This is a genomic window from Labrenzia sp. THAF191a, assembly GCF_009363335.1.
Taxonomy (GTDB): domain Bacteria; phylum Pseudomonadota; class Alphaproteobacteria; order Rhizobiales; family Stappiaceae; genus Roseibium; species Roseibium algicola.
In genome coordinates this window covers 4,456,722-4,469,605 of sequence record NZ_CP045333.1, presented here as the reverse complement: position 1 = coordinate 4,469,605, position 12,884 = coordinate 4,456,722, and the positions used below count along the sequence as shown (strand labels likewise).

Here is a 12,884-nt window from a genome sequence, read left to right as displayed (position 1 = left end):
CATGTAAGAAGATGACCCGTTTCGCCCTTCGCGTTCAGTGCCGCTCGACCCGCGGGATCGTGTCTGCCATTTCGACCTTTCTCGCCGGGGAGGGGTGCAACATCACCGACAGCGCCCAGTTCGACGACGTCCATACCGGCAATTTTTTCATGCGTGTCAGCTTCCGTTCGGAAGAGGGACGCAGCCTCGATGAACTCCGCCAGGGCTTTGCCGCCATCGCCGGCAAGATGGGCATGGAGGCAGAATTCTTCGACGAGGACGTCAAGCGCAAGGTCATCATCATGGTCTCGCGCTTCGGTCACTGCCTGAACGATCTTTTGTATCGCTGGCGCATCGGCGCACTTCCGATCGACATCGTCGGCGTGATTTCCAACCACATGGATTACCAGAAGGTGGTCGTGAACCACGACATTCCCTTCCACTGCATCAAGGTGACCAAGCAGAACAAGCCCGAAGCGGAGGCGCGCATCATGGATGTGGTGGAAGAAACCGGTGCCGAACTGGTGGTTCTTGCCCGTTACATGCAGATCCTTTCGGACGACATGTGCCGCAAGATGTCCGGGCGGATTATCAACATTCACCATTCCTTCCTGCCGTCCTTCAAGGGTGCCAATCCCTACAAGCAGGCGTTTGATAGGGGCGTGAAAAACATCGGTGCGACTTCTCACTACGTCACGGCGGATCTCGACGAGGGTCCGATTATCGAGCAGGACACGATCAAGGTTACCCATGCCCAGTCGCCGGACGACTATGTCTCGCTTGGTCGCGATGTCGAGGCACAGGTTCTTGCCAGAGCGATCCATGCCCACATCCACGGCCGTGTGTTTCTGAACGGAGACAAGACCGTCGTCTTCCCTCCGTCGCCCGGTTCCTTTGCTTCCGAACGCATGGGCTGACGATGGCCCAAGAACAAGAGAACGCGTTTTAAAACGCGAGAGGATTGCCCCATGACCCAGAAGAAACTCGATGTCATTACCATTGGACGATCCAGCGTCGATCTCTATGGCGCCCAGATTGGCGGGCGTCTTGAGGACATGGGCAGTTTCAACAAGTATATCGGCGGCTCGCCCACCAACATTGCGTGCGGCACGGCGCGGCTTGGCCTGAAGTCCGGCCTGATCACCGCCGTCGGTGACGAGCATATGGGGCGGTTCATTCGTGAAGAGCTGGAGCGGGAAGGCGTCGATACGCGCGGGGTCAAGACTGATCCGGACAGATTGACCGCACTCGTGCTGCTCGGTATCCGCGATCAGGAACAGTTTCCGTTGATATTCTACCGCGAGAATTGCGCCGACATGGGACTGACGGAAGACGATATCGATCCGGACCTCATTCGCGATGCCCGTTCGGTCGTGGCAACAGGTACCCATCTCAGTCACCCGCGTACGGAAGCCGCTGTCCTGAAGGCTCTCAGTCTTGCCCGTGAACATGGTCTGCAGACCGCTCTGGACATCGACTACCGGCCGAACCTCTGGGGTGTCGCGGGGCATGGCGACGGCGAAAGCCGCTTTGTCGAAAGCGCCGCCGTCACCGCCAAGCTGCAGTCGACGCTACATCTCTTCGACCTGATCGTCGGCACGGAAGAAGAATTCCACATCGCGGGTGGCTCGACCGATACGGTGGAAGCCCTTCGGGCGGTGCGCAAGGTCTCCAACGCCGCCCTTGTCTGCAAGCGTGGTGCAAAAGGCGCAGTCGCCTTCACCGGCAAGATCCCGGACGATCTTGACGACGGCATTTCCGGACCAGGCTTCCCGATCGAGGTCTTCAACGTGCTTGGCGCAGGGGACGGTTTCATGTCCGGTCTCCTGAAAGGCTGGCTCGATGGCGAGGACTGGCCGGTGGCGCTCAAATACGCCAACGCGTGCGGCGCCTTCGCTGTGTCCCGCCATGGCTGCACGCCCGCGTATCCGAGCTGGGAAGAGCTACAATTCTTCTTCTCTCGTGGCATCAGGCAGCCTGACCTGCGCAACGACGTCAAGCTGGAACAGGTGCATTGGGCGACAAATCGTAACGGCGTCTGGCCGGAAATGCGGGTCTTTGCCTTTGATCACCGCATGCAGCTTGAGCAGATGGAGGGTGCCACGAAGCAAAAGATCGGCCGCTTCAAGGAACTCTGCCTTCAGGCTGCGGGGGAAGTTGCGAGCGGGCAGGCGGGCTACGGCATTCTCTGCGATGGCCGCCTCGGACGCGACGCGCTTTACAAGGCCGCAGGGACCGGGCTCTGGATCGGTCGTCCGGTGGAATGGCCCGGTTCCCGTCCTTTGACCCTCGAACCGGAGCTTGGACCTGACTATGGGGGCCTTTCCGAATGGCCGCTCGACCATGTCGTCAAGTGCCTGTGCTTTGCCCATCCGGACGACGATGCGACCACCTGGGCTGACCAGGAACAGACGGTGTTGCGGCTTTTCTCGGCCGCGCGCCGCAACGGGCTGGAATTCCTTCTGGAAGTCATCCCCTCCAAGGTCGCACCCATTGACGATGATACCACGGCACGTGTGATCCAGCGCTTTTACGACATTGGCGTCTATCCCGATTGGTGGAAACTCGAACCTTTCAAGACCGATGCAGCCTGGTCAAAGTCTGTCGAGGCCATCGAGCGCAACGATCCGCGTACGCGGGGCATCGTGGTTCTCGGTCTCGAGGCGCCTGAAGCTGACTTGGCGGCGTCTTTCGAACGGGCCGCCCGTTTCCCGCTGGTGAAGGGTTTTGCCGTCGGCCGGACTATTTTCGCGGACGCAGCGCGGGACTGGCTGGCAGGCAAGGCCGATGATGCGACCGCTATTGCGTGCATGAAGGACAAGTATGCCCGCCTCTGCCGGATCTGGGATGGCGCCAGGGCTCAATGTCAGGAGAAAGTTGCATGACCGGCACAATCCGCCTTACTGCCGCGCAGGCCATGGTGCGGTATATCTCCGCACAGATGACCGAGGACGGCGAGCGTTTCATCGACGGCATCTGGGCGATCTTCGGCCATGGCAATGTTGCCGGTCTGGGCGAAGCGCTTGAGCAGGCCGGCAATGCCCTGCCGACCTGGCGCGGCCAGAACGAACAGACGATGGCCCATACGGCCATCGCCTATGCCAAGGCCAAGAAGCGCACACGGGCGATGGCCGTCACCTCATCCATCGGCCCCGGCGCCACCAACATGGTGACCGCCGCAGCCCTTGCCCATGTCAATCGCCTGCCGGTGTTGCTGATCCCCGGCGATGTCTTTGCCAATCGGGCACCCGACCCGGTGCTGCAGCAGGTGGAGGATTTCGACGACGGCACGGTTTCGGCCAATGACTGCTTCCGCCCGGTATCGCGCTACTTCGACCGCATCAGCCGCCCGGAACACCTGCTGACGGCCCTGCCGCGCGCCTTCCGCGTGATGACCGACCCGGTCAACTGCGGCCCGGTGACCCTGGCCTTCTGCCAGGACACGCAGGCAGAAGCCTTCGATTATCCGGCAAGCTTCTTCGAGCCGAAGGTCTGGCGCATCCGACGCCCGGAACCTGACAACCGGGACATCGCCGATGTTGTCGCCCTCATCAAATCCGCGAAGAACCCGGTTCTGGTCTGCGGCGGCGGCGTTATCTATTCGCAGGCTGAAGAAACTCTTGGCGCGTTTGCGACCAGGCACGGCATTCCGGTGATCGAGACCCAGGCGGGCAAGTCGGCGCTGGCCCAGTCTCATCCGATGAACTTCGGCACTGCCGGGGTCGACGGCTCGGCCTGCGCCAACGAGATTGCCGAAAGCGCGGACCTCGTCATCGGCATCGGCACCCGTTTCCAGGACTTCACCACCGGCTCCTGGGCGCTCTTCAAGGAACCGGGCCGCAAGCTCGTCTCCATCAACGTTCAGGGCTACGACGCCCTGAAGCATGGCGCCGTCGGTGTCATCGGCGATGCGAAGGTGTCTCTGGAGAAGATCTCAGCTGCACTCGGTGCAGAAACAAAATCGGCTTTCAATCCGCAGTCCCGTGTCGACTGGCTGGCCAAGGTCGATGCCCACTGCAGTGCACGGACCGATGTGCCCGAAGGCTACCTGCCGCTCGACGCCGAGGTTATCGGCGCGGTGCAGCGGACGTCTTCGGAAAAAACCATCGCCATGTGCGCGGCCGGCACCATGCCGGGCGCCCTGAAGCTTCTGTGGCAGGCGCCGCAGGGCGGCTATCACATGGAATACGGCTATTCCTGCATGGGCTACGAGATTGCCGGTGCCATGGGCATCAAGCTGGCGCAGCCGGAGCGGGATGTCGTCTGCTTCGTCGGTGACGGATCCTACATGATGGCAAACTCGGAACTGGCGACTGCCGTCATGCGGCGGGTGCCGTTCACGGTGGTGCTCACCGACAACCGCGGCTACGGCTGCATCAACCGGCTGCAGATGGGCACCGGCGGCAACCAGTTCAACAACCTCTATCAAAACTGCAATGTCGAGGCGCAGCCGGACATCGACTTCGTCGCCCACGCGGCCGCCATGGGCGCCCACGCGGTAAAGGCGAAGAACATCGCCGATCTGGAAGCGCAGATCCTCGTCTCGAAGGACCGGGCCATTCCGACGGTGATCGTCATCGACACGGACCCGATGCACGGGCCGGGCGAGAACGGTGGCGGTCACTGGTGGGACGTCGCCGTGCCGGAGGTCTCCGAACGGACCGAAGTCAACAAGGCCCGTGAGGGCTATGTCGACGCGCTGAAGCACCAGAACCTGGTCGATTGAGGGAGAGGCACCGCAGCACACCGATCTCCTCTCTCAAGACCTCATCCTGAGGAAGCGCGTAAGCGCTGTCTCGAAGGATGGGCCGCTTGATCCTGAGCGTGCCGCCCATCCTTCGAGACGGACCTGAAGGTCCTCCTCAGGATGAGGTTCGAATATGTGATGAATCCGTTTGGGGCGCTAACTAAACCCGATCATCTGCCGCGACACTGTTTCTACCTTTCCAACGGCACGGACTGGCGCGCGACGGTGGAGACCGGTTGCGTGATCACAGTCTATTCGGCACCCGGCAAAGGCGGGCAGGAAGCATGCCGCATCGGCCCGAACGCCATCAGCCTCAGGGAGCGGGACAAGGGCATCAACACCAACTATATCAACAACTTCGACATGTAAAACGAGGCCCATTGCGACAGCCTGTGGGTGACGGAGGTTTTCACGCGTGCCGGCCACCGGTCGTCCTATCCAAGCCATCGCCATGACGAGGACGACTTTCCGCGCATCACCTATCTGGAAGAAATCTATTATCACCGCCCCGATCCGACGATCTGGTCTCGCCAAGTAAATCTGAGCGATGCATTGGAGTTCAGGCGCCGCGCCATGAACCGAGCCCTGTGGTGATCCGATTGTCTCAGGCTGAATGACAGCTTCCGGCTAAGGTCTGATTGAGAAAGAGGGACTGGAAGGTGAGGGCGCCGGCACCAGATGTTTCCGCGTCGTATGTGACTCTAAATGTCGTGTCGACGAGCCATAGCCCGATATCCTTGAGCCGGAAGGCGCTTTTGGGCACCAGTTCCGGGGACCAGTTTTGGGCATCAGTCGGTCGAATCTACTGAGAGTACGGATTTGTCAGTCCGATTATCTCAATAATATCGATGACTTGAAAGAGAGTTGGCTGGGGAACCTGGATTCGAACCAGGACTAACGGAGTCAGAGTCCGTGGGTCTACCGTTAACCTATTCCCCAACAATGCTCATATGGCGAGCTGCCAATCGTCGGTAAAGGGCGAAATGATGGGTCGCTCTCGATTGGTGTGCCGCATATACATCCATCACATTCACGATTGCAAGACCCGTCGACGACTTTTTTGTGAAATTGCATGCCTGTGGAAAGTCTCGCGAAAGACTGTATGCATTCGTTTCAAGGAAAGCTTTTCCGGCGAGGGGCAACCTGTTACAGTTTTGTCAACGAAAGACGCAGTCCCCAGCAGCGCCCCTTGAAAAACGGCGGCAGCACTGGAGATCTGAAAGGCAAAAACGTGACTCAGTCAGGTCAGGAACCGCCCGAGAAAGGGCGTCGTACCCCTGATGTGTCCGGAACCAGCGGGGCTCCCAGGGAGCCCGGGGGAACATCCAGACGGCGCCGAAAGCGCAAGTCTGGCAAGCGCCCCAAAGGCAACTCTGCGACACAGGCAAACGGTGTCGTCAACGGAGTGCCTGAAACGGACGGGCAAATTCCGTCCAGTGCTGTAACCGGACCCGTCGATCAAGCACTCGCCGCGCAGGAACAGCCTGCGCGAAGGGGTGATGGTGCGTCCACTTCCCAGAAGCGTCGCAAAAAACGGAAGCGCGGACGGGCAGCCACTGGTGAGGGCGTGCAAAACGTCCAGGCAGGCGGGCTGAACCAGGATGGTGCGGAACGACAAACTGACACCACGACGAGCCTGAAGGGAAAGAAGGCAGCCCGCAGACGCGGCCGGCGGCGCAAACAGTCCGCCAACGGAGCGGAAGCAGCACCTGTTGCAAGGACAAACGATGGCGACATCGTTGTCAGCTCAAAGACACTCGAAAAGAGTACCGGTACACCCTCCCACCGTAATCCTGATTTGCGCGTGCGTCGGGATGGTGAAAATCGCCCGTCAGCAAGCCGGAAGGAACAGGTCGACGGTTCTCGTAATCCGGCACCATATGATCGGTCTGCGGGCAGGAACAACTCTCCGCTTTATGCTGCGCTTGATCTTGGGACCAACAATTGCCGGCTTTTGATCGCCCGACCTGAAGATCGCGGATTTCGTGTGGTCGACGCCTATTCCCGAATAGTGCGCCTGGGAGAAGGTGTCGGCTCGAACAGAATGTTGAGCGATGCGGCCATGGAACGGGCAATCGACGCTCTTGCCCAATGCCACCGGAAACTTGCCGACAGAGGGGTTGCTCGCTCCAGGCTTATCGCGACGGAGGCCTGCCGGGCAGCTGAAAATGGCGCTGACTTCATCGAAAGGGTGAAAGCGGAGACAGGTTTGGCGCTCGAAGTCGTCAACCGCGAGACAGAGGCCCGCCTGGCAGTCGCCGGATGCGCTTCGCTTGTGGATCACGACGCCGATGGCGTGATTCTGTTCGATATCGGCGGAGGGTCCTCGGAGATCGTCTGGCTGGACCTGCGCAACCGATGTGGTGCGCGAGGCTATGCATTGACCCGCTTCATCCGGTCCTGGATCTCGTTGCCGGTCGGCGTCGTCAACCTTGCAGAGCGGCATGGCGGTGTTCACGTGACACCGGATATCTTCGAGGCGATGATTGAAGATGCCGCCGAACATCTGGCAGCGTTCAATCTTGCTAATAACCTGACCGAAGCAATCGCGTCGGGTAGGGTCCATATGCTCGGAACATCTGGTACGGTCACCACACTGGCAGGTGTGCACCTGGGCCTGAAACGTTATGACAGGCGCAGGGTCGACGGAACCTGGCTGGAAGATGGGGACGTCTCCAGAATGATTGATCAGCTGCGCGACATGCCTTATGAGGCGCGCGTGGATAATCCATGCATTGGTGCGGATAGGGCTGATCTTGTTCTGGCAGGTTGTGCCATCCTGGAAGCTATCCGCCGCCGTTGGAGTTGCTCGCGTCTGCGCGTCGCGGACAGAGGACTGCGCGAAGGCATTCTTACAGAATTGATGGCGGCCGATGGTGTCTGGTCGCACCGCAAAAACGGCTCTCGGCATAATCGCGGGCGCCAAGGGAACAGAACATGAGTCAGGGCAAAAAGGGAACAGGCGACCGAGGTCTCCACGTCAAGGTGAAGACGTCCGCTGGTCGGCGCGAATCCTCCACGCGTTGGCTGCAGAGGCAATTGAACGATCCTTACGTGCGCCGCGCGAAGATGGACGGTTACAGGTCGCGAGCTGCCTACAAGCTGATAGAGATCGACGACAAGCACAAATTGCTGAAACCCGGTTACCGGGTGGTCGATCTTGGTTGCGCACCGGGTGGCTGGTGTCAGGTTGCGGTGGAAAGGGTGCAGTCTTCCGTGGAAGCGCCCAAGGTGGTCGGGATCGACTATCTGGAAATGGACCACGTGCGAGGAACGACATTCCTGCAAAAGGATTTTCTGGACGACGATGCTCCAGCCGCCTTGCTGGAAGCGCTCGGTGGCCACAAGCCCGATGTCGTTCTGTCCGACATGGCGGCACCGACGACCGGCCACAAGCAGACCGACCATTTGCGCACGACGCATCTATTCGAGATCGCAATCGATTTCGCGAGACGCAACCTCGTTCCGGGAGGCTCGTTCCTGGCGAAGGTTTTTCGGGGCGGGACGGAAAATGCACTGCTTAACGACCTGAAACGCGAATTCAAATCGGTCGCCCATCTGAAACCGCCGGCGAGTCGCAAGGAAAGCCCGGAACTTTATGTGATCGCGAAGGGCTTTCGTGGAAGTGATCTTGATCCGGACTGAACCGTTTTCAAGTCGACAGGGAAGCCGGTTTGCCGAGACTGACAGGGGGAACGCCTCATAGCGGGCGTCACCCCCTTTTCTTTCTGTCACCTGCGTGTTATTGACCCGCGCCAACTTCTCCGGCACAGCCGAAGCGACTCGAAAGATGCAGGCTTTTGATCAAAGCGTGCGTCTCAGCTATTTTTTTACAAAGGGGAATTGGCAATGGCATCCTTCTATGTCCCTACCACTGGACAGCAAGCCCTGACGTTCGACGATGTCTTGCTGATCCCTGGCCACTCGGAAGTCATGCCGGGTGAAGTTGACCTGCGCACCCGGGTCACACGGGAACTTGAACTCAATATTCCGATCATCTCGTCGGCAATGGACACAGTTACCGAAGGCCGTCTGGCAATCGCTATGGCTCAGGCAGGTGGCATTGGTGTCATTCACCGCAACCTCTCTCTCGACCAGCAGGCCGAAGAGGTCCGGATGGTCAAGAAGTTCGAATCCGGGATGGTGGTCAATCCGCTGGTCATCGGGCCGGACGCGACCCTGCAGGACGCTCTTGACCTGATGAAACGGTATGGCATTTCCGGCGTTCCGGTCGTTCAAAACGGCGGAGCAGGCGGTCAGGCCACTGGCAAGCTGGTTGGCATCCTGACAAACAGGGACGTGCGGTTCGCGTCCAATCCCGACCAGAAAATCCATGAACTGATGACGAAGGACGGTCTCGTTACTGTCAACGAGAACGTCAGCCAGGATGACGCCAAGCGGCTCCTTCATCAGAACCGCATCGAAAAGCTTCTGGTCGTGGATGACAACCGGAACTGTATCGGTCTCATCACCGTCAAGGACATGGAAAAGGCGCAGCTCAATCCGAATGCGTCCAAGGACGATCAGGGCCGGTTGCGCGTTGCAGCGGCAACCAGCGTCGGGGAAGAGGGGTTTGCCCGTGCAGAACGTCTGATTGACGCAGGCGTGGACCTTCTTGTGGTCGACACGGCCCATGGCCATTCCCAGAAGGTTCTCGACATGGTCGGCCGGGTAAAAAGCCTTTCCAATTCCGTGCAGGTACTGGCAGGCAACGTGGCGACCAGTGACGCAACCAAGGCTTTGATCGATGCCGGTGCAGATGCGGTAAAAGTCGGTATTGGCCCGGGTTCCATTTGCACCACCAGAATTGTCGCTGGTGTCGGCGTTCCGCAGCTAACGGCAATCATGGATTCAGTGAACGAAGCGGACAAGCAAGGCGTGCCGGTGGTCGCTGATGGCGGCATCAAATTTTCCGGCGACCTTGCCAAGGCGATTGCCGCCGGGGCGGCGTCCGTCATGGTCGGCTCCCTTCTGGCAGGCACCGAAGAAAGTCCGGGCGAGGTCTATTTGCACCAGGGACGATCCTACAAATCCTATCGGGGCATGGGGTCCGTCGGCGCCATGGCGCGGGGGTCGGCCGATCGCTATTTCCAGGCGGAAGTACGCGACAGTCTCAAACTTGTACCGGAAGGCATTGAAGGGCAGGTGCCTTACAAAGGTGCGCTTGGCAGCGTTCTGCATCAGCTTGCAGGTGGCTTGAGGGCTGCCATGGGCTATGTTGGCGGCCGCAACATTCCTGATTTTCAGGAAAAGGCGCGTTTTGTGCGGATCTCTGGTGCAGGCCTGCGGGAAAGCCACGCCCATGATGTGACGATTACACGGGAAAGCCCAAATTACCCGTCCAACGTTTAAACCACTCGGTATCGGGGCGCTTTGCTACAGGCGCCCCGCAAAGGATCAGCATGAAAGATGGCGGACGCCTGGCGGCGGCAATTGAAGTCCTGACTGAAGTGGAAACGCGGCACAGGCCTGTGCAGCTAGCCCTGAAAGACTGGGGTTCCGCGCACCGGTTTGCAGGTTCCGGTGACCGGACGGTCATCGGCAATCTCGTGTTTGACGCACTTCGGAACAAGGCTTCACTTGGTGCAAGAATGAAAGACGGTTCGGCAAGAGCCGTCGTTCTTGCGACCTATTGCCTGGGTTGGGGCAAAGGCCTGCAGGCGTTAAGCGACATTCTTGAGCAGGACCATCATGCTCCGGCTGCATTGTCAGCTGATGAAATCGCTTGCCTGTCGCAGGAGCCTGACAGCACGCCGTCGCCTTTTGAACAGGCAGATATTCCGGAATGGCTTTGGCCGCATTTTGAGACCGTCTTCGGCGAAAGAGCCATTGAAGAAGGCCAGGCGCTGGCAACACGCGCCCCGGTCGACATGAGAACCAATACGCTCAAATCTGATCGGGACAAGGTTCTCAAGCGGCTGGCTCATACCGGGGCAAATGCAACACCGCTGTCACCAGTTGGTGCGCGCATCGAGGCCAAGCCTGATCTTGGCCGCATGCCGCATGTTCAGGCTGAGGAAGGCTACCGAAAGGGTTGGTTTGAATTGCAGGACGAGGCCAGCCAACTGGCGGCTCATCTTGCGCAAGCCAAACCTGGTGAACAAGTGCTGGACTTTTGCGCTGGCGGTGGTGGCAAGACATTGGCTCTTGCTGCCTCCATGCAGAACAAGGGTCAGCTATACGCCTATGACGCCGACCGTCTCAGGCTTGCTCCAATCCACGAAAGACTGCAGCGGGCCGGTGTACGAAACATTCAGGTGAAGGATCCGGCAACTTCAAGCCTCGACGATCTTGTCGATCAGATGGACCTGGTTTTTATTGACGCCCCTTGCACGGGGACCGGCGTGTGGCGTCGCCGACCGGACTCCAAGTGGAAGCTGGCAGAAAAGGCCTTGCAGGATCGTATCGAAGACCAGCGCCGTGTACTGGAAAGTGCGAGCAGATACGTCAAGCCGGGGGGACGTCTTGCCTACGCGACCTGTTCCGTCCTGCGTGAGGAAAACCAGGCCCAGGCGGACTGGTTCCTGGAGCAATTTCCGTCGTTCCAGTCTGTTTCAGCGCTGGATATCTGGAAAACAACTCTGCCGGATGCACGGTTCCCGAAATACGTTTCCGACCGTGGCGACATTCTGCTGACGCCCGGGTCTACCCAAACGGACGGTTTCTTCATTGCGCTGTTCCAGCGGGTGCAGTGAGTTCAGACAGTTTTTGCCGTCAGGATCTGTCCTGACGGCGCAGCCCGAGAACGTTCGGCAATTGATCGCCGTCTGTTGCTAGCATCTTCTTCGAAGTCACGGGCTCCAGGGTTTCCTGGTGTTGAATTTCCTGTTTGGTTTCTGCTTCTTGAGCGATTTTTGCAGCAGCGTCAGGACTATCTGACGAGGGTTCTTCCCTAGTTGAAGTTGCAGTGGAACTCACAGGACCTGCTTCCGTTGATTTCCTTTCGGCGACAACCAGGCCTTCGACGAGTTCTCGAATGGCCGGCTCCAGACCGTCGCCTCGAGACATGGCTGTCAGGACGGATCTGGCCTGGTTGGAATATTTGAGTGCGGCGAGGGCGGCTCCAAGTGCATTCAGAGGTTCTTTTGCAGATTTGTCGAGATCGTGCGCGGCCAGGGCGTGTTTCAGAGCTGCACCATGATCTCCAAACTTACGCGCAATACTGCTCAGCCGAACGTGGGTCTGTATTGATCTCGGAGATAGCTTCAACGCGGCAAGCGCCGCTTCACGAGCATCTTCCAGGGCGCCTTTCCCGGCGAGTGCATCGGACAACAGGTCCAGAGGGAGCGGGTCTGCCGGCGCTCGCTCACTTGCCCGGATCGTCAGTTCGATCACTTCGTCAAAGCGTTTACGCAGCAGCAATGTCTGCGACAGGCCAATGAGCGCGGGTCCGTAGTCCGGATCGGCCTTCAGCGCTTTCCGATAAGCAGCGATCGCTGCTGCCTTTTGATCAACACGCGCTTGCGTGTCTGCGAAAAGAGACAAGACAGCTGGAGTGTCCGGCAATAGCTCGACCAGGCGTCGGGCCGGAACGGAAGCTTCTTCGGGTTTGTCTTCTTTCAGCAAAACACTGGCAAGACCGTATAGGGCGTTTCGATTATCCGGTGCTTGGGAGAGCACATCAGCAAAATTTTGCCGGGCGTTTGCCATGTCACCGAGCAGAAGCTGACAGTTCCCGAGGCTCGCGCGAGCGTTCAGGTGGTCCGGTTCGGCAAACACGATGCGGCGTAACTGCGATTGCGCCTCGTCCAGATACCCGGTCTGGAGCAACGCGGATGCCGTTCTGTAGGCAATTTCCGTGTCGTCCGGCGACAGTTCCTGGGCTTTCAGATAAGACACCAGCGCCCTGTCAAGATTGCCCGCATTTTCAAGGGCTACGGCTTCTTCAAACGCTTTACGGGCAGCTGCGGTCATCTGGGTCGGTTATCCTAAAAGCACCTGCCAGCAGCTTGTCTCACCGGAGACGAAGCACGGGGGCTTATGGTTAACCTAAGGAGCAGGCGCGCGCCGGTCAAAAGCGAAATTCAGCCGTACACAGCTTGTCCGCCGGAAACATTTGCTTGCCAAAGTTACGACACAAGAAAGCCGCGGAACCGGAGTTGGCAGCAAAATCTTGTGCGGGACAGCATCGGCTGTGAAATTCGGGTTCATTTTACTC

The 12,884-nt window shown here is 59.1% G+C and carries 10 protein-coding genes, 1 tRNA gene and 1 pseudogene; 9 read left to right on the top strand and 3 right to left on the bottom strand.

Going from position 1 to position 12,884, the window contains the following annotated elements:
• Positions 1–11 precede the first annotated feature (11 nt).
• The 5 genes from purU to FIV05_RS32075 all read left to right on the top strand — a co-directional run bounded on the left by purU (position 12) and on the right by FIV05_RS32075 (position 5,320).
• A complete protein-coding gene (gene purU / locus FIV05_RS20610; RefSeq protein ID WP_152510801.1) occupies positions 12–896 on the top strand; it encodes a formyltetrahydrofolate deformylase in 885 nt (294 codons plus the stop codon).
• A gap of 51 nt (positions 897–947) precedes the next feature.
• Positions 948–2,864 (top strand): 5-dehydro-2-deoxygluconokinase, encoded by a 1,917-nt coding sequence (gene iolC / locus FIV05_RS20605; protein WP_152510800.1) that lies wholly within the window; start codon positions 948–950, stop codon positions 2,862–2,864.
• Positions 2,861–4,705, top strand: a complete 1,845-nt coding sequence (gene iolD / locus FIV05_RS20600; protein ID WP_152510799.1) for a 3D-(3,5/4)-trihydroxycyclohexane-1,2-dione acylhydrolase (decyclizing) — start codon at positions 2,861–2,863, stop codon at positions 4,703–4,705. Before iolC ends, iolD begins: the two co-directional genes overlap by 4 nt.
• Before the next feature lie 261 nt (positions 4,706–4,966).
• On the top strand, positions 4,967–5,095 hold the full coding sequence (locus tag FIV05_RS32080; protein ID WP_353622177.1) for a hypothetical protein: 129 nt from the start codon (positions 4,967–4,969) through the stop codon (positions 5,093–5,095).
• A 27-nt stretch (positions 5,096–5,122) separates the two neighbouring features.
• Positions 5,123–5,320, top strand: a complete 198-nt coding sequence (locus FIV05_RS32075) for a 5-deoxy-glucuronate isomerase (RefSeq protein WP_353622176.1) — start codon at positions 5,123–5,125, stop codon at positions 5,318–5,320.
• Positions 5,321–5,591: 271 nt separating this feature from the next.
• Here the strand turns inward: FIV05_RS32075 and FIV05_RS20590 are convergent.
• Positions 5,592–5,665: transfer RNA gene (locus FIV05_RS20590), tRNA-Gln, on the bottom strand.
• Between the two features lie 343 nt (positions 5,666–6,008).
• Here FIV05_RS20590 and FIV05_RS20585 point away from each other — a divergent pair.
• The 4 genes from FIV05_RS20585 (at position 6,009) to FIV05_RS20570 (ending at position 11,421) form a co-directional block, all read left to right on the top strand.
• Positions 6,009–7,667 carry a Ppx/GppA phosphatase family protein gene (locus FIV05_RS20585; protein ID WP_173013997.1) on the top strand — a complete coding sequence of 553 codons (1,659 nt, stop codon included), beginning with the start codon at positions 6,009–6,011 and terminating at the stop codon, positions 7,665–7,667.
• Positions 7,664–8,371 (top strand): RlmE family RNA methyltransferase, encoded by a 708-nt coding sequence (locus tag FIV05_RS20580; protein WP_022998673.1) that lies wholly within the window; start codon positions 7,664–7,666, stop codon positions 8,369–8,371. The genes FIV05_RS20585 and FIV05_RS20580 overlap by 4 nt, the downstream gene beginning before the upstream one ends.
• Before the next feature lie 204 nt (positions 8,372–8,575).
• Positions 8,576–10,078 (top strand): IMP dehydrogenase, encoded by a 1,503-nt coding sequence (gene guaB / locus FIV05_RS20575; protein ID WP_152510798.1) that lies wholly within the window; start codon positions 8,576–8,578, stop codon positions 10,076–10,078.
• A 50-nt stretch (positions 10,079–10,128) separates the two neighbouring features.
• Positions 10,129–11,421, top strand: a complete 1,293-nt coding sequence (locus FIV05_RS20570) for an RsmB/NOP family class I SAM-dependent RNA methyltransferase (protein WP_152510797.1) — start codon at positions 10,129–10,131, stop codon at positions 11,419–11,421.
• Between the two features lie 19 nt (positions 11,422–11,440).
• Here the strand turns inward: FIV05_RS20570 and FIV05_RS20565 are convergent, their stop codons facing one another.
• Entirely contained in the window at positions 11,441–12,376 is a 936-nt protein-coding gene (locus FIV05_RS20565) for a tetratricopeptide repeat protein (RefSeq protein ID WP_286202211.1), read from the bottom strand.
• A 6-nt stretch (positions 12,377–12,382) separates the two neighbouring features.
• A pseudogene (locus tag FIV05_RS32070) lies at positions 12,383–12,640 on the bottom strand (tetratricopeptide repeat protein); the annotation flags it as partial.
• Between the last annotated feature and the right edge of the window lie 244 nt (positions 12,641–12,884).

Bases quoted from the DNA above. Each gene is read 5' to 3' on its own strand.
- purU (WP_152510801.1), top strand. From the start codon at position 12: ATGACCCGTTTCGCCCTTCGCGTTCAGTGCCGCTCGACCCGCGGGATC.
- iolC (WP_152510800.1), top strand. From the start codon at position 948: ATGACCCAGAAGAAACTCGATGTCATTACCATTGGACGATCCAGCGTC.
- iolD (WP_152510799.1), top strand. From the start codon at position 2,861: ATGACCGGCACAATCCGCCTTACTGCCGCGCAGGCCATGGTGCGGTAT.
- FIV05_RS20580 (WP_022998673.1), top strand. From the start codon at position 7,664: ATGAGTCAGGGCAAAAAGGGAACAGGCGACCGAGGTCTCCACGTCAAG.
- guaB (WP_152510798.1), top strand. From the start codon at position 8,576: ATGGCATCCTTCTATGTCCCTACCACTGGACAGCAAGCCCTGACGTTC.
- FIV05_RS20570 (WP_152510797.1), top strand. From the start codon at position 10,129: ATGAAAGATGGCGGACGCCTGGCGGCGGCAATTGAAGTCCTGACTGAA.
- FIV05_RS20565 (WP_286202211.1), bottom strand. From the start codon at position 12,376: ATGGCAAACGCCCGGCAAAATTTTGCTGATGTGCTCTCCCAAGCACCG.